Origin of the sequence: Paraburkholderia acidipaludis NBRC 101816 (assembly GCF_000684975.1) — a bacterium.
Taxonomy (GTDB): Bacteria; Pseudomonadota; Gammaproteobacteria; order Burkholderiales; family Burkholderiaceae; genus Paraburkholderia; species Paraburkholderia acidipaludis.
In genome coordinates, this window is sequence record NZ_BAXZ01000020.1 from 41822 (window position 1) to 61069 (window position 19248).

The window sequence follows — 19248 nt, forward strand, 5'->3', positions numbered from 1 at the left end:
CTTAGTATGTCGAGCGGTACCAGACTGCCGTCTTCGACAGTCCTTGCTCCACTGAGTAGGGAGGATTCCATCCCAGCATCTCACGCGCACGCGTGCAATCCAGCCGCAAATCCCCAATCAAGCGTTCGATTTGTGCCGAACGTCCGGTCAGATTGCCTACGAGTTTAAGCCACGACGCTGGAACAGGTACCAAGCGCTGCGGTGCGCTCAATTGAGTCGCCAAGGTTCGCACGAGTTCCGAAACGGACAGGTCAAAACTATCCGCAACGTGAAATATCGTGCCCGGGGCGGCAGGGTTTGTTGCGCACTCAATCAGCGCGGATGCCAGGTTTCCCACGTAAATCAGGCTGCGACGCGCGGTGATCGCACCCAGCGGCAGCGGTATCCCTTTCGCGATTGCGTGCATGAGCTGCAAGAAGTTCGCGCGGACGCCCGGCCCATAGACAAGGGGGGGCCGGACAATGACGATCTCCATGCCCGTTTCCTTCCCATAGTGGAGAAGTGCATTTTCTGCTTCGCGCTTAGAAACGCCATATGGATCGGTCGGACCTGGCTCGTCGGACTCGCGCAGCGGCCGGCCGGGGTCCCTGTCTCCCAGTGCCTTAATACTGCTCACGAAGACGAAGCGACGGACACCCGCCGCGTGAGCCGCACTCGCGACACGCAGTGAACCGCCGACATTGGTCTTGCGGTACGCCGCCAACGAATCGACCTCTGTGTCGTGCATCAGATGTACGCGCGCTGCGAGATGTATCACTACATCGCACTTCTGATTTCGCGGCCACCCAGCTCCAATGTCAACAAAATCATCGTCAGCGATGATCCGTTCCTGCACACCCGGGCTGGCAGTTTGAGAACGTCTCACCAATCCAATTACGCTGCCACCGCGTTCAATGACGACATTTGAGACTGCGCGGCCCACAAAACCGCTCGCACCAGAGACGACTACAGACAAGGTCATGGATGTTAATTAGCGAGTTGCACAGCACGTATCAGGAATGCACCTAGCCCCCTTCCAGACTCGTGCATCAAGCAGACGCAGATCGAGGAACGGTCGCCGTTGGAACGCGATCAGAGGCTGGCAGTGGAGGTGGCATCGTCCCCTAGATAGGGTCGATGCACAGCAGCGCACATCGCAGCCTGTCAGTTCGTCGGCCTGCTCAGAAAATCCGCGTAAGCCTGTGCGATCCCGTCGCGAAGTGCGGTTCTGGCCCGCCAACCGAGATCCCGCATACGGGCGACATTCAACAGCTTACGTGGCGTCCCGTCTGGCTTGCTCGCATCAAACACGATTTTGCCTTCGAAGCCGACCACGCTCATTACCGTCTCGGCTAGTTCGCGAATCGTTACATCCTCGCCCGTACCGACGTTAAAGAGCCCCTCGCCAACTCCTGCCTCCATCAGAAATACGCAAGCATCGGCGAGGTCGTCGACGAACAGGAATTCGCGCATTGGATTTCCCGACCCCCACACACTCAGTTCGTTTTCCTCACGTACTTTTGCTTCGTGCGTCTTGCGAATCAATGCGGGTAAAACGTGACTGTTATTCAAGTCATAATTGTCGTTGGCGCCATACAGATTCGTCGGCATCACAGAGATATAACGTCGCCCATATTGGCGGTTGTAGCTCTCGCACATTTTCACCCCGGCAATCTTCGCAATCGCATAGGGCTCGTTTGTAGGCTCCAGCGGCCCCGTCAAGAGATATTCTTCCTTGATCGGCTGTGGGCAATCGCGCGGATAAATGCAGCTTGAACCGAGAAAACACAGCCGGTCAATACCCGCACGGTGCGCTCCGTTAATGACATTGGTCTCGACCGCCAGATTTTCATAAATAAAATCCGCGCCGTAGGTATTGTTGGCGTAGATGCCACCCACCTTGGCTGCAGCGACGAAGATATATTCAGGCCGCTCCGACTCGAGAAAATCGCGAACGGCCACTTGATCGAGCAGGTCCAGTTCTGCCCGAGAGCGAGTCAAAATGTTGGTATAGCCCTTCGACTGGAGATTGCGCACCAGTGCCGAGCCGACCATCCCACGATGGCCGGCCACGTAGATTTTCGCGTCTTTCAGAAGATTTTCCATCATTCGCGCCCTACTGAGACTGTGAATCCAACACTCTTCAACAAGGCATGTTGCTTGGCCTTGTCGAGATCATGAGCGACCATTTCCTCGACCATCTCATCCAAAGTGATCCTGGGCACCCAGCCAAGTTTGTTCTTCGCTTTGGTCGGGTCGCCAAGCAGGGTCTCAACTTCCGACGGCCGGAAATATCGCGGATCGATTTTGACAATGATGTCGCCGACCTTGACGGACGGCGCCTTCTCTCCGGTAATCGCGCTCACTCGCCCTTGCTCGTTGACCCCTTCGCCTTCCCATGCCAACACAATACCGAGCTGTGCAGCGGCCTTGTCAATGAAAGTCCGGACGCTATATTGAACTCCCGTGGCAATCACGAAGTCCTCGGGCTTCTCCTGCTGCAGCATCAACCATTGCATTTCAACGTAGTCTTTTGCGTGCCCCCAATCCCGCAATGCATCGAGGTTACCCATAAACAGGCAATTTTCGAGCCCCTGAGCGATATTGGCCAAACCGCGCGTTATCTTGCGCGTAACAAACGTCTCTCCACGGCGTGCGGATTCATGGTTGAAGAGAACCCCGTTGCACGCGTAAAGACCATAGGCCTCCCGGTAGTTCACGGTAATCCAGTACGCGTAAAGCTTGGCAACGGCGTAAGGCGAGCGTGGGTAGAACGGGGTCGTCTCCTTTTGCGGCGTTTCCTGCACAAGGCCGTAGAGCTCTGAAGTGCTGGCCTGATAGAAGCGCGTTTTTTTCTCAAGGCCGAGGAAGCGGATACCCTCAAGGAGACGCAACGCGCCGATCGCATCGACATCCGCCGTGTACTCCGGCGCCTCAAAACTGACCGCGACGTGCGACTGTGCCCCGAGATTGTAGACTTCGTCGGGCTGCACCTCCCGAAGAATGCGAATCAGGTTCGACGTGTCGGTCAGATCACCGTAATGCAACTTGAGTCGCTGATGCTCCGCGTGCGGGTCTTCATAAATGTGGTCAATGCGATCTGTATTGAACAGCGAAGCCCGCCGCTTGATGCCGTGAACTTCATAGCCCTTCTCAAGCAAAAACTCAGCCAGGTAAGAACCGTCCTGACCAGTGACGCCGGTAATCAAAGCTTTTTTCATTTTAAACGTTCCACGTAAACAGATTACTAAATGAAATAGTGTTAGCCGTCAGCGACCGGAACAAGATTCCAGACGTTGAATCTGTGCATCAACCATCTTGCCCACCATCTCCTCAAAGCTGATGGTCGGCTCCCAATTCAGGATTTTGCGCGCTTTGGAGGCGTCTGCGAGTGTCTGCCCGGTCTCCAACGGGCGGACTAGCCCGGGATCGCTCATCACATGGTCCTTCCAGTCCAGCCGAACCCGCCCGTAGGCCGCCTGGCACAGGTCGCGCAGCGTGTGCAATTTGCCCGTACCCACGACAAAATCGTCAGCTTTGTCCTGCTGCAACATAAGCCACATTGCTCTGACGAAATCGCTCGCATGCCCCCAGTCGCGGGCAATATCGAGGTTACCCAGCGCCAGCCTCCCATCCGTGACGATTGGACGACCAAGTTCGTTCAAATCACGAGAGTTGCTGATTCCCAACGCGGCGCACGCCGCGCCATATGCGATCTTCTGGGTAACAAAATGCAGCGGACGCCGCTCGCTCTCATGGTTAAACAAAATTCCGCTGGATATGAACAGGCCATAACTATCGCGGCAGATGCGGACCAGATGGTGTGCGTAGACCTTCGCGGCAGCATACGGGTTCGCGGGGTGAAACGGCGTGTCCTCGTTCTGCGGGCCGCTGCACGTACCCCCGAACATTTCCGATGAAGACGCATGATATACGCGGGCTTTAGGGCACGTATGACGCACGGCATCAAACAGGCGGATCGCACCCATCCCATTGATCATCAACGTCTCCGGCGCTCGCGCCCAAGACTCCCCCGGACGCGATTGAGACGCCAGATTGTAGATTTCGTCGGGCCGGGCCTCCTGCAAAGCGCTCGCGATATCGCCCCCCTCGGACATATCGCCAAACAGAACGGTGACCCTGTCTGCGAGGTGACTCGCGCTGTGCGGACGTATCCAGCTCTCATGGCGGGCAAGACCAAAAACCTCATATCCCTTCTCAAGCAAGAACTCCGCAAGAAAGGATCCATCTTGCCCGGTAATACCCGTAATAAGTGCCCTTTTCATGCTGACTTGCACCGCTTGGGAGAGGCCAACGCCTCATCGTACATCTGTAACAAGGCGGTCGCGCTCCGTCGCCAATCGAAACAACCAGCCTGCTTGACCGCGGCCAGACCGAGCGCATCGCGCTCATTCCTGTTTGCGGCAATGCGCAACATGGCCTGCGTCCAGCTCTCAATGTCCATTGGATCAAGAAGGATGGCGGCATCACCCGCAACCTCGGGCACGGAACTCGAGGTCGTCGTGATCGTCGCCGCGCCGAACTGCATCCCTTCAAGCACTGGCAACCCAAATCCTTCGAATAGAGAGGGGTAGAGGTTTGCGTAACAGTTCCGGTACAGCCAGATTAATTCGTCATCCGATACATATCCGGTCATCACAACCTGGTCCTCGATGCCGAGCTCTTTCAAATGAATTTGAAAATCCTCCATCAGCCAACCCTTTCCGCCCGCGAGAACGAGGGGCATCCGAGGACCGCCAGCGGCGAGGTATCGGGCGTATGCGTCGGTCAAACGGCGCTGATTCTTGCGCGGCTCAACGGTACCCACGTTGAGCCAAAAACCGCCACTCGGAATCCCCTCTATCGCTTTCGGTCGCTTGCCAACAAGCGACGAATCCGAAAAGCGCGAACAAGGATAAATTACGCGTATCCGATCTTCGCTAAAATGCGGGAAGACCTCCAGATAGTGATCTCTCGATGCCTTTGAAATCGCCACAATCCAGTCCGCGGAAACCGACGATTTGAACACCCCTTCGAAACAGCCGAGGCGATTGGCCTCCGTCGTCCAGGCAGGCTCCACCAGAAACCCCATGTCGTAAAACGTATAAACAAGGCGGCTCCGCTCCGTCCTGGCCGGCGACCAGAAATTGTTCGAATGAATAATATCCGGGCTGCCAAGCGACTTTTCAGACTCTTTAGATGTCCAGAAGCTGCGCGCCGTCTCCCGTGTTACGTGTCTTGGCCCATACTCCACGTTTTTTCCCGAGTAAGGGTTCAGCACCGGCATTAACGGATCAAAATAAAAATCACCAAAACTAGGATATAGCGAAAAATTATGCTGGGGCGCAATATCGATCATTGCCTGCACCATTGCATGCGCATAATAGCCGCACCCGGCTTTCCCGGAACCGGTTTGAGAAACATCGAATCCTATGTGCATAGTCCGGGTTCAAACATGCTGAAGGGAGGTTTGACGAAACTTCATAATCATCCTGATCACCTGGATTTCATACTTCGCATGAACGGAGCGCACGCGCGCGCGGCTGCCGCGACGGAATAAGGCCGTTACCACAACCTGGACATCTAACCATGAGCGCCGTATCGATGGCGGCGCGGCAAGACGCAAATCGGCAACGAACGGCGTGCAGCCCTTGAGTCGATAGCCTTGGTCATTTGAGCGCACCGTTGACGCCTCCCCGCCGTGTAGCGCCTGAATGAAAAACGCAGCAAACATCCTTGCAATCTGCGTGCGGACAAAAACCATAACTTCACCCGCCGCCGTCAACACCCGAAGCAACGCGGAACAACGGCACGCGTTGCGCACCACGGAGTAAATAGCCGGGAGCAACTGAGACCGCATCTCTAGCCAGTCGAGCACCTCCATACCTCGTTTGCCGGCTCTGGCAAATTGCGTCTCCGCTTCGAGCGGCGTCTCGACATTCATGCTACGTTGCCCTCCCTTGTAGCAGCCATTATCTGCTCGCGATTCGCCGATAGCATGTGTTAGCGACTGTGATTCCTGGCTGCAACAAGCGACTCCCGCTGAAGCCTTCAGCGGGAAGCAGCGATATGCGTTTCCAACAGGCCTCAATCCAGCCAAGTCTCGACTGACACCCAACACGCTACGGCGATCATCGCGAAGTTAGTTTGCCGTTAAAAGACCCAAAATTCCCGCACAGACCAAGCCTCCGAAGCCGTCATCCAAGCGCCTTTGTAATAGGCGGGTTGAGCGACCTCCCGCCCATCGTCAGGACGAAGCAAACCACCGACCCTTACCCTACCTTTATCGGCCACCATCTTGACATCGCCCCCCGATAACAATGTTGCTGGTTGTAAGCGCCAGCTCATTCAAATCCGACCGGCACGCGGTTCTCATGACTGGCGTCACCTGGCCGGTAAAAATGTGCAGTAGTTTACCCTAGGCTGGCATCGCTGAATGCATTTCATCGGACGCGCGACACGCCGCTGAATGTCGCCAGTCAAAATCGAACGAAAGCAATTTGTAGTGTCAACGGGGAGAAATTCCCGGTTACACTTTGACACACATTGAGTTGTCCGACAACTTGCCGAGCCGCCGCAAATTGCTCCAGTATGGTTACCTTGTTATACTTCGAGTTTCATTTGAATAGGGGCTTTGGCGCCCTCCGCCTCGACGACAGACGCTCTGCCCGATAGGTTGAAGTGGCTAGATTGCCTCTTTCGGCCAGCGGTTCGAGTTTCGCCTTGTAGGTGAAAAAAGTTGCCTCGCCCAACGTGACCCATCAGTCGACACAGAAGCCAGGCCCTGCAATCGCGCCGCGCGAAAGCGTGCGCCTGGTGCTACCCGCGCAATGGCCTGCGATGGAGAAAGACCTCGCCCTCAAGTCACCGGGCCCCAATCGGCAATTCATGTAAACGTCGGCGTCGTTTGCCGCAGGCGCTCCAATCCGGAAGCCCTGGCCTCATAGCGGACGACGCTACCAGGCGCCAGTTGAAAGCACAGCGATAGCAACGTGCCCAACCTGGCAACACTGAAAACCAAGGAACGAGTTGAGGAAGTCTATGCAGTTCGTAACGACAATTCTTTGCGGCGGCGCTGGCTCCCGGCTGTGGCCGGTTTCCCGAGCACTCCATCCGAAGCCGTTCATTCGCCTTCAGGACGGACAGAGTCTCCTGCAGAAAGCCTTCCTGCGGGCAGTCGGACTTCCAGGTGTAACTGAAATTCTAACGGTCACCAATCGTGATCTGCTGTTCGCTACGCAAGATGAGTTCCGCGAAGTGGACACGGCAAAGCTTCCGTTATCGTTTGTCCTTGAACCTTGCGGGCGCAACACCGCGGCGGCAATCTCGGTCGCCGCACAGCAAGTTGCAGCGACGCATGGCCGCGACACGCTCATGCTGGTGTTGGCCGCAGACCACCTGATCTCGGACCAGAAGGCTTTCGAGGCCGCTGTGTCGAAGGCAAAGGAACTCGCGAGTACTGGCAAGCTGGTGACGTTCGGTATCAAGCCTGATAATCCCGAGACGGGTTATGGCTACCTCGAGGTGGAAGGTAGCAAAGTGCTTCGTTTCGTCGAAAAACCTTCCCTGGAAAAAGCACAGGAGTACTGCGAGTCTGGCCGCTTCCTGTGGAATTCAGGCATATTTTGTTTCGCTGTGGGTGCCATGCTCGATCAGATGAAGCAGCACTGCCCAGAAATTCTAGCTGCGACCGCAGCTTGTACCAAGCAATCAAGGACCGCCACGGGTAAGGGATTCGCTCAAATCGAGCTGGATGCTGACTCCTTCGCCAAAGTACCGGATCTGTCCATCGATTACGCGGTGATGGAGAAGTCTGACCAGATTGCTGTCGTCCCATGCAGCATCGGGTGGAGCGACATCGGCTCCTGGACCGCATTGGGCAACCTGTACGAGCCCGATAGTGCGGGTAATCGCATTCAGGGCGACGTGGTCGTACACAATACCCATAACTGCATTCTCCAGAGCGACGATCGCCTGTTGGGGGCTGTCGGAGTCGACGATCTTATTCTTATCGATACGCCGGATGCCGTACTGGTCGCCCATAAGTCGCACGCTCAGGACGTCAAGCATATTTACGCACAGTTGAAAGCCGCGGGTCACGAAGCCTACAAACTGCATCGCACCGTCCATAGACCCTGGGGCACGTATACCGTTCTCGAAGAGGGCAACGGTTTCAAAATCAAACGTATTGAGGTCAAGCCGGGAGCAAGTCTTAGCTTGCAGATGCACCATCATCGAAGCGAACATTGGATCGTTGTGCGCGGCATGGCAAAAGTGGTCAATGGCGACTCCGAACTTTACGTCAACACCAACGAATCAACATACATTCCGGCTGGACACAAGCATCGTCTGGAGAACCCTGGAATCCTCAGTCTTGTGATGATCGAAGTCCAAAGCGGCCCGTACCTCGGCGAAGACGATATCGTCCGCTTCGAAGACAAATACGGGCGCACGTGATGCTTGCTGCGCCGCCGTCATGAGCTAATCATTACTCCGGCCCGACGCAGGCGCACCAAGCATTCCAGATTAAACAGGCTTTGAGTCAGCTAATGAGCAATCAACACTCCGCGACGCCTGCGGCCATGTTTCGTGGTTTGGTGCAAAACAGGGAACTGCTCCGCGATCTCGTCAAGCGCGACTTCATCGGTCGGTATAAAGGCTCGATGTTGGGTGTAGTGTGGTCGCTTTTCAATCCACTGTTGATGCTGGCGATCTACACGTTTGTATTCAGCGTGGCCTTTAAGGCACGTTGGGGAGGCCACGGCGATGAGAGCAAGGTTGCATTCGCAATCGTGTTGTTTTCCGGAATCATTGTCCATACGTTCTTTGCGGAATGCCTCAATCGTTCTCCGAGCCTGATTACCAGTCACGCTAACTACGTAAAGAAAGTGGTTTTTCCGCTTGAGATACTGCCGTGGATGGCGTTACTCTCAGCCTTTCTGCACTTTCTGGTTAGCTTCGGCGCATTGCTCGCGTTTTGCCTTCTGTCCGGCACGCCACTGCATATGCAGGCATTGCTGATTCCGCTCGCGCTCCTTCCATTGATCCTGATGATCATGGGAATATCCTGGATTTTGGCATCGCTTGGCGTGTACCTGCGTGACCTGTCGCAGGTTATCGGCATGCTAGTCACGATTTCCCTATTTCTCGCCCCGATTTTCTACCCGATCGATTCGCTTCCAGAGGCATATAAGGCGTTCCTCGCCTGGAACCCCATCACGCTGCCGGTCATTCAAATGCGAAACTTGCTGCTCTTTGGCAGACCGTTCGAATGGAATCGCTGGGCTGCGAGCCTTGTACTTGGCATAGTCATCATTCAGATGGGTTACTGGTGGTTCCAAAAATCACGAAGGGGTTTTGCTGATGTCGTTTGAAGATACGGTCATTGATGTCCGCAATCTCAGCAAGCGCTACGAGATCTACAAGACGCCCAGAGACCGTCTGAAGCAACTCGTTCTGCCCCGGCTGCACCATACGGTCAACCGTGCCGGGGTTGCAATGCACATTGCAAAGCCCAAGCCATCGCCTCACTATTTCCGTGAATTCTGGGCTCTGCAAAACGTCTCCTTTCAAGTGCGACGTGGTGAAACCCTTGGAATCATTGGCCGCAACGGCAGTGGCAAGAGTACATTGCTGCAAATTCTTGCTGGAACACTTGCACCCACCGCGGGCGAAATTGAAGTCCACGGCCGAATCGCCGCGCTTCTGGAGCTTGGAAGTGGCTTCAATCCTGAATTCAGCGGTCGCGAAAACGTCTTTCTGAACGGGCGAATCCTTGGCCTCACCCAAAGGGAAATCGAGGCGCGCTATGATCAGATCGTAGAGTTCGCGGACATTGGCGAATTCATCGATCAACCTGTCATGACGTATTCCAGCGGGATGTTCGTTCGTCTCGCGTTCGCGGTACAGGCTCACATTGATGCGTCAATCATCATCATTGACGAAGCACTGGCCGTTGGTGACGTGTTCTTTCGAAAGAAATGTTACACCCGGCTTGAACAATTGCGCGACGCTGGAACAGCAATCTTGCTCGTCTCCCATTCGATGCCCGATATTGAACAGTACTGCGAGCGGGCCGTGCTGCTCGACCACGGGGTCACGCAATTTATTGGTTCTTCGTCAGAGGCAGCGAAGCATTACTATTTGCTGCACCAGACAACGACTCACGCAGCCAACGAGCGCATTTCGCGCCCACAACCGTTTGAGCAGTCAGAAAGCATTAAACGCGTGATGGAGTTACCGACGCCATCTGCGTACGTCGATTTATCATGCAAGACGGTCGTCAGCGATGGCACAGCCCGATGCATCGGCATAGCACTTTGCAATGCGGCGGGAGACCCCTGTAATAGTTTCCATCAGGGAGATTTGGCGATCTTCTACTACGAATTTGAACTGGCAGAAGACATTAGCGTTCCGTTGTGTGGTCTTGTGATCAAGAATGAACGTGGCGTAATTATTCATGGGAAAAATAGCTGGCAATTCCCGAATGACGTCCCACAACAACTGACATCTGGGTCACGCATCATATGCCGACATGAAATACGGCTCGATGTTGGGCTCGGCGAGTACATTTTCGAGGTCGGACTTGCATCAATTTCGGCGGAAAACTGGAATAATCGAAATAATATTTCGCACGAGGCGATGACGGCGGACACTATCCGGCGTTGCCACATCCCAGAAGCAGGCTCATTTTCCGTTGGAATGGCGATTATAGGCGGTGTTGCCACCTTGACACATCACGGTGCTGCGAATTTACCTGGAGACTTGACGATTACCGCATATGCTGCCCAGTCGCAAGACTAGCACTATACGGAGATGATGTCTGAAACAGGGAAATTTCCAGACACTCGCGACGCAACCCGAACTATAAGCGATTGAATTTAACATGAAAAATCCAATTATATTAACGGAATATCCGAAATCGGGAGGGTCCTGGGTCAGCTCCATGATTGGAGACGCATTAGGATTACCTAAGCGCGATATATATATGCGCCCCGGTTTTAATCTATTCAACGCATCCGAGCATCCATGGTACAAAAATGGGGCTCCGTTTGATTTTCCGGCACTATGCGTCATCAAGAGTCATGAGCTACCGGACTCGGAGCTGGTTAATTTCGATGCGAATTTCCTTCATTTAGTGCGCGACGGACGCGATGTAATTGTCTCGAAATGGTTTTTTGACAAAGAATTTATGGTCAAGAATGGGATTACGACCACATTCACAAAAAATTTTGACGATTACGTTGAGGAAACTGCCACCGCATGGTCGGACTATATTAAAGCATGGCAAAATATGCAAATCACGACCGTGCGCTACGAGGACTTTCTTGCCGATGCTGGCACCGCACTTGGAGCCACAATAAAAGCAATAACCGGCATCTCCATGCCCGCCAGTCTTTTACAGAATGTTGTACTGGCAAACACAAAGGAAAAATTCGCAGAATCGCTGAGTAAGACTTTTCAGCATAATACTTTTGTCCGGAGAGGCATTGCCGGAGATTGGAGAAATCATTTTTCGCAGCGCAACATCGATTGTTTTCGGTCAATCGCTGGAAACGCGATGTCGTTACTCGGCTACCGCCTGTGAGCGAACGATGATACCTGCCCGACTGTATGACGCGTGCAAATCAAGGGGATAACTATGACTACCTGCTGGTGCGGAAGCACCCAATTCCTCCCGTTTAGCCCGGAATATGCTGAATGCTCCGATTGCGGCACGCTGATCTCTCTCGCGGGAAAATCTGCTGACGAGTTGAGTGTTGACGATGATGAAACTGATTTCTACGGCAAGGCTTATTGGCTATCTCACCAAAGCGACGATCTCGGATATCCCGACATCCATAAGCGAGCTCGTGTCGATCTAACTGAACGTAATCTTCACTGGCTCAAGACCCTCCTGAAATACAGGCTCCCCGGCGCGAAGGTAATGGAACTTGGCTGCTCGCACGGTAGCTTCGTCGCTTTGATGCGGCATGCGGGATACGACGCGTCAGGCGTCGAGATGAGCCCATGGGTCGTCGATTTTGGAAAGCAAACGTTTAACGTGCCTATCTTCGTTGGGCCAATTGAGAATCTCGACATTCCTCACGGAAGTCTTGACGTGATCGCACTGATGGATGTCATGGAGCATCTCCCAGACCCGGTCGCCACACTCGCTCACTGCTTGAAGCTACTGAGCCCCAACGGCATGCTACTCATCCAGACTCCGCAATTCAGGCGCGAGATGACGTACGCAGAGTTGGTTAAAGCGAACGGTGCCTTCCTGGAGCAACTGAAATCAGACGAACATCTCTACTTGTTCACAAAAGATTCGGCATCGCGCCTGTTTCGGCAAATTGGAGCCGAGTACGTACAGTTTGAGGCGGCAATCTTTAGTCAATACGACATGTTTTTTGCCGTCAGTCGTGTTCCGTTCGAAACTTACTCACAAGAAGATATCAACGCGGCACTGTGTTCGGTGCCCAATGGACGTATTACCCTGGCGTTGCTTGACCTGCGCGAACGCGAATTAGCGTCAGAGGCTGACCGCATAGCGCGAGGTGAACAAATCGAAACACTCACCAGAATAACCAAGGAGTCAGAGGCCGACCGCGCCGCCCGGTGGGAGCAAATCGAAGCACTCACCGAAATGATTAAGGAGTCGGAAGCTGATCGTGTTGTGCGAGGAGAACGGATCGAGAGGCTCACCGGAATGATGAACGAGTCGGTGGCCAGCCAGGCTTCGCTCGGGGAACAGGTAAGGCATCTGACTGACGAGCTGCAGAATACGGAATCCGACCGTAAAGAACAGGTCGCGATGCTGAATAACAAACTAGAAAAGATTAACGCTGAACGAGCCGCCAGCGAGGAGCAGGTTTCCCTCGTGCGAAAGGAGCTGCGAGTTTTGTTCGGTCACCGACTATTCCGCCTAATAGCCAAGCTCGCAGGTTGGCGCGAAGCAAAAAAGCTGGAAGATAAAATCAATCAACCATGAATATGACTCCTTCCAAGGTTGCGGTAGACCTCACCCCCGTTCTCCCTGGTGGCGAGAACGGGGGGGCGAAAATTTTTGTGCTGACGCTGCTGCGCCAACTGGCGGCCATGGCACCTGCTACGCAGTTCATTTTGCTGACTCGCGCCGAATCACACGAAGAACTTTCGGCACTCGACCGATCCAACGTACAACGCAAGCTGGTCTTGGGAGCCCCACAGGCAAGAGCAGTCCAGCCGCTGCTGAAGCGACTCGCGGCCCGTATCAGCCCTCACATAGGCGGCAGGCAACGCCGGTTGCTGAGTCGGGTGGGCTACCTGCTAAATCGGACCCTGAAGCGCCGGAGTGCCGGGACACTGCTACGGGATCTCGAGGTCGATTTGCTCTTCTGCCCGTTTACCGCGCCAACCTACTACGAGCCGGGCATTCCGACCGTTTGCACAATCTACGATCTGCAATACAAAACTTATCCAGAGTTTTTTGCCCCAGAGGACGTGGCACATCGTGCACAGACCTTCATCGACGCTTCGCGACGGGCAACTGCGCTTGCGGCTATTTCGGACTATTCACGTCAGTCCGCGATCCTCCACGGCCAACTTGATCCCTCGCATATTCGAACGATTCATCTGCGAATGGCGCGTCGGATCGCCCCGCAGGATGGACAAAACACCCAAGTGCTGGAAAGGCTGGGGCTCGTGCATCGAGCCTATTTGATCTATCCGGCGAATTTCTGGAAACACAAGAATCACGAGATGCTGCTCGCAGCATTCGGTATGGCTTGCGCCGACGCTCGGTTTCCCGGCAATATCAAACTCGTTTGCACTGGCGCTCCGGGGCCGCGTCAGGAATGGCTAAAAAATGCAGCAGACGGCATGAATCTCGGTGACCGCATCATCTTTCCCGGATATCTGCCTAACGAAGAACTGGCGGCCCTGATCTCGAACTGCGGCGGCGTCGTCTTTCCGTCCCTGTACGAAGGCTTTGGTTTGCCGGTTCTCGAGGCGATGGCAGCCAACGTCCCAGTGGCATGCAGCAACACCACTTCGTTGCCAGAGGTCGCAGCAGATGCTGCCATCATGTTTGACCCGCGTGTGCCGAGCCAGATTGCTGAAGCCATGATTACCCTGGTTGGCGACGAAGCCCTCCGAGCACGTTTGGTCAAGGCCGGACAAGCCCGAATCGATGAATTTTCTGACTCGGAACGCATGGCGAACGAGTATTGGGATCTTTTCAAATATGCTCTAGCCGATGTCAAAAAGGTCAATTTGCTAAGCGGTGTCCATGCCGATGGTTGGGTTGGCGAGAACCTCAAGATTCAAACTGCGCCGCTTCACAACGCACAGAGCGTAGAGATTCAGATCACTTCACCCGAATGGGCTCCGCAAAGCGCGCTGACTATACAAACCTTCCGGGCAGGTAAATCGAACGGCACGCCGCTGAAGGTGAAGCGTGGATCGCAGGTAGTCTTGTCGGTCCCAATAGATCAGTCGGGCGATTATTTCGAACTACGCCTCTCCCCTACCTTTGTTCCTGCCAGTTGCGGGTTCGGCGACGACCGCCGTGAGCTCTCGGCAATGCTGCAACGCTGTAGCATCCTGGCTGGCGATTCGTCACGCATAGATTTGTTTCCGGAAGAGGCTCCCGTATGAAGATTAGCATTGTCACCCCGTCTTACAACCAGGGACAATTTATTGAGCGTACGCTGCAGAGTGTTGCGTTTCAGGACGGTGCCGAGATCGAGCACGTTGTATTCGACGGAGGTAGCTCCGACAATACCGTCGATGTTCTCAAGGCCTTCGCACCTGCGGTCCGGTGGGTGTCGAAGAAAGACAAGGGACAAACGGATGCCGTCAATCAAGGCATTCGAGCGACCGACGGCGAAATTATCGGCTGGTTGAATTCCGACGATGTCTACTATCCCGGCGCGATCGCTCGAGTGGTGGCTTTTTTTCAGGAAAATCCCGAAATTGACGTAGTCTACGGACTTGCCGATCACATTGATATTGACGATAACGCTTTCGAGGACTATCCAACGGAGCCTTGGAATCTCGAGCGACTCAAGGAAACTTGCTTCATCTGCCAGCCCGCACTCTTTTTCCGGCGGCGCGTCGTCGATCAATACGGATTGCTCGACGAGTCGTTGCACTATTGCATGGACTATGAATACTGGTTGCGACTTGGCAAAGCAGGGGTTCGGTTCGCATTACTCGATAAGAAGCTCGCTGGATCACGGCTCTACGCGGACAATAAAACGCTCGGTGCCAGAGTGAAAGTGCATGCCGAAATTAACGATATGTTCAGAAAGCTATTCGGCATGGTCCCTGATCGCTGGCTTTTCAATTACGCCCATGCGGTGGTCGAGCAGCGATATACGAGAAGCAACTCGAATGCATTTGCTCTCCGGGTCGGCATGACTTCGGTCTCGGCCTCATTGAAATGGAATCACCGTGTCTCCGGAGAAATGGCGAAATCAATTTATTCGTGGATTCGAAAATGAGGCTCTTACCTCTACTGGCGTAAACCGAAGGCAGACGGGCACACAGATTACCTCTACCTGACCGGCACGGCCACGATCAGACCGTATTCATCGGGTACTGCCCGGCTCTCTGCGAATCTTCGTTCACCACGTGGACCCAGGCGACCCAGGGTTACATCTACGGCATCAGATGCCACTAAGTACCGGGATTGATCTGCGGTATAGTTCCGGCGTCGCCAACACCCAAAGAACTGTCCCAATGTCCAACGCTTTCTGGGTGGCCGTCGCTGCGATGGCCGTCACGCTGTCTATTTCCACGGTTTTGGGCAGAGCAGTATGCCAGATGGTCCCGGGACGCCTTCGTCCGGCCGCCACGCTTTATCTCTCTCCAGCGTTTGGTCTCGCGGTGCTCGTCATTTTCGCGAGCATGACTGGACGTCATCTTCCGCTCGGAGGAACCCCAGTCCATCTTGTCCTCGCTGCGGTGGTGATTCTGGCGATCATCGCTGAGCGCGACCGTTTCGCAGCGTTTCGGCATATGTTGACGGTGGTGTGCTTCGGGCTGGTGTGCGGTTCCCCGGTCCTTGGAGGTCTCTTTGTTCACGGTGCCTATTTCGCATACAACGACACCTTCACGTATCTGGCGCAAAGTATCTGGCTGCAAACACATCCCTTCAGTCTCCACATCACACCTGATCTCCTAACGCCACTGAGTAGCCAGATCGGTCTATATCAGGCCGCGGGTTTGCGGATGGGCGCGAGCTATCTGATAGCACTCGTCCAGTCGTTCATGGGCACTCAGTGGCCGTATTCCATCTACCCGGCTGTGATGGTATCTGCGGTTGCGGCATGCTGTCTGGCGGCCGGCTTTCCACTCTCGAGGTTGACGCAAACCATGTCGCGGCGCGCAACGCTCGCGCTTCTTTCGCTGCCGGCCTTCGGCCTGAATGGACTGACATTCGGATCGGTCTTCGGCTTCGCACCTCAGACGCTCGGGATCATGTTTGGATCGAGCGTCGCATTCACCATCGGCTATCTGCTTCATTGGATCACGATCCGTCAACGTAGCGCGCGAGATATCGCTGTCGCGTCGGTCCCGGGTGCATTGCTCTTTGCGGCCTTGACCTACGCATATTCCGAAATCATACCTTTCGTAGTACTGGCTGTTCTCGCGAGTGCGCTGTTCGTGATCGCCCGGCACCGCGATCGCGCGGTCTCTATACTGTCCTTCGGAGTGGCATTCGCCGTAGCCGCTCTGATCCTCCTGAACACGGAGACGCTGCGCGCCATAGCAGCGATCCGGACGCAGGCAAATGTAGTTGTTGGAGGGCCGGTCAACTGGTCCTTGAGCGGCTTTATTGCCCATGCGCTCGGCGTGCATGGAGGCGCATGGGACGGCTTCACGTGGGCCATGCGGGGAATACCAAAGAGCGGCGCCTACTTTGTCGGCACGGCCTCCATGCTCGCGATAGTCGCGCTGTTGGCGCTGGCTCGAAGGGCGATCCGGAAGCGTATCGCGGACTATTCGCTGTTGCCGACAGCGGTAATGCTGGCGTTTCTCGCGGCGGCTCTATTGATTTTCAGGTATGGCGTGCACTCCCCGTTCCCAATCGGGATCGGGCAGAGCTGGAGCCAATTTAAGCTGGCGGAATGGGCTTCGCCCTTCGTATCCGTGTTTGTCCTTCTCTCTGTCGCGAGGCTGAAGAAGTTCGTCGGCAAATATCTGGCAGCGGGAGTCGTGTGTCTCCTCTGCTCGCTGATCGCCGTTGAGGCGGTCGCGTGGCCGATTAACCTGCATGGCGTATACGGATATTTCACCTGGTATTACGGCACGCCCCGATCGGTCGGGAAATACTTGACGGACTTCCGCGAAACGATTCTGGAGACTTGCAAGCCCGGCACGCCGATATATCTCGATCTGCACGGTGATCATATCAAGGCGCGTGAAACGCTCGCAATGTACCTGTTTGACCAGCCACTGAAATCAGACTGGCACGACGACGATTATCTGAATTTCTACAACTCGCGCGGTGGCAAAAGTGAACGGATTCAGTCTGGAGACTGCGTCGTCGCAGCAAAAGACAACGCTGAATATCAGGGTGGCGTGGTCAGCGGTCCGTTTCGAATTGTGCCGGCGCAGAGGTAGCCGTGGTTGGCCGCAAGTTAGTAGGCCAAGGCGCGCGCGGCGACAATCATTTTGGCCGACGCGCTCCGCAGCTACGTATCGCACGCGTTCTGGTCTTCGCAGTGTGGCCGTGAAGGCCGCGGCCATATCCTCTGCGCCCGCTGCACAGTGGCTTGCCGCAGGATTCCCATCACCCAGTGAGAGTTTTTAGCTCCGGTCACCCAGTTCGAAGGCAACATGCCGCGAGCTGGCGACAGTTACATAGTGTTCATGAAAGGCCGCGCGAGGCGCACTCATTTGCGCACTCGCCCCGGAAAGTCGGTGTTGGAATTCTCGTCTTACTTCCGCGGCCCGCCTATAGTGTCAGTCAATCTTAAGCGCCCTATCCACCACGCCAGCCACATCGATACCCTCGCGAATCGCATAGTTGGTGCCACGATCTTCGGGATAAATATGGGCCATCGTGGAGATCAATGCGTTTTTAAAAGGCGTCTCGCGACCCGGCACGTATTTCGAATAATTTCGCTCAGTAACCGGTTGCGCGTAATCGGCCCGCCACAAACGAAATTCTTTGATCCACGATCGTTGCATTTCGGGGAACATCCGTTTCAGATGCTCAAGCGCATACCCGAGGTATTGTTCATCACCATATTTCCAGACAGGATCATCCGTCGCAATATAACGAGACAGAAAGACAATATGGTTTCCTCCGTAATTGGCCGGCGGATCGAAGTTGGTGTGCTCGATCACGCCTACAAACGGAAAACCTGGATCGTTCACATTGAGCCAATATGTATCAGACAAACTGCGATCCATCTCCAGCACCAAACACATGTTGCCGAGGTAGTTTACGCGTCGCAGCGAGTCGATCCATTTCGAATCCGTCGCTCCCTCCAACAGGTCAGCGATCGCCGGAAACGCTGGCGTAAACAAATATTGCCGGCCCTTCACCTCGTCTTTTCCGACCGTCAGTGACTCGATCTTCCCGTCAGCGGCTTCGACGGTCGTCGCACGCACGTTGTATCGAACCTCGCCACCTAGCTTGACGATCTCGTCGGCCATTGCCTGAGCAAGCCGACCAAATCCACCACGGAAATAGGCGAGTTGTTCACCGCCTTTCTTGTCCCGAGTACTGCCTCGCAACACCAGCTTCTTCCAAAACCAGACCGCGTTGACTGCATCGGCAAACACCGAGAATTTCGCGTCGATCAGCGGCTGCCAGACCACCCGGTAGACGGTCTTGCCGCAAAGCGGCTCAAGCCATTCGCGAATTGTCAGGTGCTCGATCTGACGCCAGTCCTTGATCTTCCGCACCTTGAAGACAAGCAATCCAAGCCGGATCCGGTCGACGATCGACAACGGAGAGAATCGCAGCAAATCGAGCGGGGTAGACAGCCGCCACATCTTCCCGTTGAAGTACATGCCTGTCCTTGAAGGAAGCGTCACGATCTCCTTCTCAAGGCCCAGTTCCTTCACGAGCTTCGGCACATACTCATCGTTGTTGAACCAGTGGTGATAGAACTTCTCGATCGTCACACCGTCGCGAAACTCGAACGTACCAGCCAGTCCTCCCGGATTGGAGTCGCTTTCGACGATCAACACCTTGCGGCCAGCACGGCTTAGCGAGAGACCTGCAGTCAGGCCAGTGAATCCGGCGCCTACGATAACTACGTCGTATGTTTGATTCATCAGATATGA

The 19248-nt window shown here is 54.8% G+C and carries 15 protein-coding genes; 8 read left to right on the forward strand and 7 right to left on the reverse strand.

Going from position 1 to position 19248, the window contains the following annotated elements; all coding sequences use genetic code 11:
- Position 1: 1 nt before the first annotated feature.
- The 6 genes from BAC01S_RS21475 to BAC01S_RS21500 form a co-directional block, all read right to left on the reverse strand.
- A complete protein-coding gene (locus tag BAC01S_RS21475) occupies positions 2-961 on the reverse strand; it encodes a UDP-glucose 4-epimerase family protein (RefSeq protein WP_027796607.1) in 960 nt (319 codons plus the stop codon).
- Positions 962-1143: 182 nt separating this feature from the next.
- Positions 1144-2085, reverse strand: a complete 942-nt coding sequence (gene fcl, locus BAC01S_RS21480) for a GDP-L-fucose synthase (RefSeq protein ID WP_027796608.1) — start codon at positions 2083-2085, stop codon at positions 1144-1146.
- Positions 2085-3200 carry a GDP-mannose 4,6-dehydratase gene (gene gmd / locus BAC01S_RS21485; protein ID WP_027796609.1) on the reverse strand — a complete coding sequence of 372 codons (1116 nt, stop codon included), beginning with the start codon at positions 3198-3200 and terminating at the stop codon, positions 2085-2087. Before gmd ends, fcl begins: the two co-directional genes overlap by 1 nt.
- Positions 3201-3248: 48 nt before the next feature.
- Positions 3249-4265, reverse strand: coding sequence for a GDP-mannose 4,6-dehydratase (locus tag BAC01S_RS21490; RefSeq protein ID WP_027796610.1), 1017 nt, complete (start codon positions 4263-4265; stop codon positions 3249-3251).
- Positions 4262-5338, reverse strand: a complete 1077-nt coding sequence (locus BAC01S_RS21495) for a glycosyltransferase family 4 protein (RefSeq protein ID WP_245616642.1) — start codon at positions 5336-5338, stop codon at positions 4262-4264. Before BAC01S_RS21495 ends, BAC01S_RS21490 begins: the two co-directional genes overlap by 4 nt.
- Positions 5339-5428: 90 nt before the next feature.
- The gene (locus BAC01S_RS21500) at positions 5429-5923 is read right to left on the reverse strand and encodes a hypothetical protein (RefSeq protein ID WP_027796612.1); all 495 of its coding nucleotides are present in this window, start codon (positions 5921-5923) and stop codon (positions 5429-5431) included.
- A 1097-nt stretch (positions 5924-7020) separates the two neighbouring features.
- Here BAC01S_RS21500 and BAC01S_RS21505 point away from each other — a divergent pair.
- From BAC01S_RS21505 to BAC01S_RS21535, 8 genes are all read left to right on the forward strand, one after another.
- Positions 7021-8436, forward strand: coding sequence for a mannose-1-phosphate guanylyltransferase/mannose-6-phosphate isomerase (locus BAC01S_RS21505; RefSeq protein ID WP_027796613.1), 1416 nt, complete (start codon positions 7021-7023; stop codon positions 8434-8436).
- A gap of 92 nt (positions 8437-8528) precedes the next feature.
- Positions 8529-9353, forward strand: coding sequence for an ABC transporter permease (locus tag BAC01S_RS21510; RefSeq protein ID WP_043203151.1), 825 nt, complete (start codon positions 8529-8531; stop codon positions 9351-9353).
- On the forward strand, positions 9343-10782 hold the full coding sequence (locus BAC01S_RS21515; RefSeq protein WP_027796615.1) for an ABC transporter ATP-binding protein: 1440 nt from the start codon (positions 9343-9345) through the stop codon (positions 10780-10782). Before BAC01S_RS21510 ends, BAC01S_RS21515 begins: the two co-directional genes overlap by 11 nt.
- An 82-nt stretch (positions 10783-10864) precedes the next feature.
- On the forward strand, positions 10865-11566 hold the full coding sequence (locus tag BAC01S_RS34020) for a sulfotransferase domain-containing protein (RefSeq protein ID WP_084168754.1): 702 nt from the start codon (positions 10865-10867) through the stop codon (positions 11564-11566).
- Positions 11567-11620: 54 nt separating this feature from the next.
- Positions 11621-12952, forward strand: a complete 1332-nt coding sequence (locus tag BAC01S_RS21520; protein ID WP_156954495.1) for a class I SAM-dependent methyltransferase — start codon at positions 11621-11623, stop codon at positions 12950-12952.
- Positions 12949-14598, forward strand: coding sequence for a glycosyltransferase family 4 protein (locus BAC01S_RS32160; RefSeq protein WP_245616643.1), 1650 nt, complete (start codon positions 12949-12951; stop codon positions 14596-14598). Before BAC01S_RS21520 ends, BAC01S_RS32160 begins: the two co-directional genes overlap by 4 nt.
- Positions 14595-15446, forward strand: a complete 852-nt coding sequence (locus BAC01S_RS21530; RefSeq protein WP_027796617.1) for a glycosyltransferase family 2 protein — start codon at positions 14595-14597, stop codon at positions 15444-15446. The genes BAC01S_RS32160 and BAC01S_RS21530 overlap by 4 nt, the downstream gene beginning before the upstream one ends.
- A 238-nt stretch (positions 15447-15684) precedes the next feature.
- Positions 15685-17571, forward strand: a complete 1887-nt coding sequence (locus BAC01S_RS21535) for a hypothetical protein (RefSeq protein ID WP_027796618.1) — start codon at positions 15685-15687, stop codon at positions 17569-17571.
- A 342-nt stretch (positions 17572-17913) separates the two neighbouring features.
- Here BAC01S_RS21535 and BAC01S_RS21540 read toward each other — a convergent pair whose 3' ends face one another.
- Positions 17914-19239 carry an NAD(P)/FAD-dependent oxidoreductase gene (locus tag BAC01S_RS21540; RefSeq protein WP_027796619.1) on the reverse strand — a complete coding sequence of 442 codons (1326 nt, stop codon included), beginning with the start codon at positions 19237-19239 and terminating at the stop codon, positions 17914-17916.
- Positions 19240-19248: the final 9 nt, after the last annotated feature.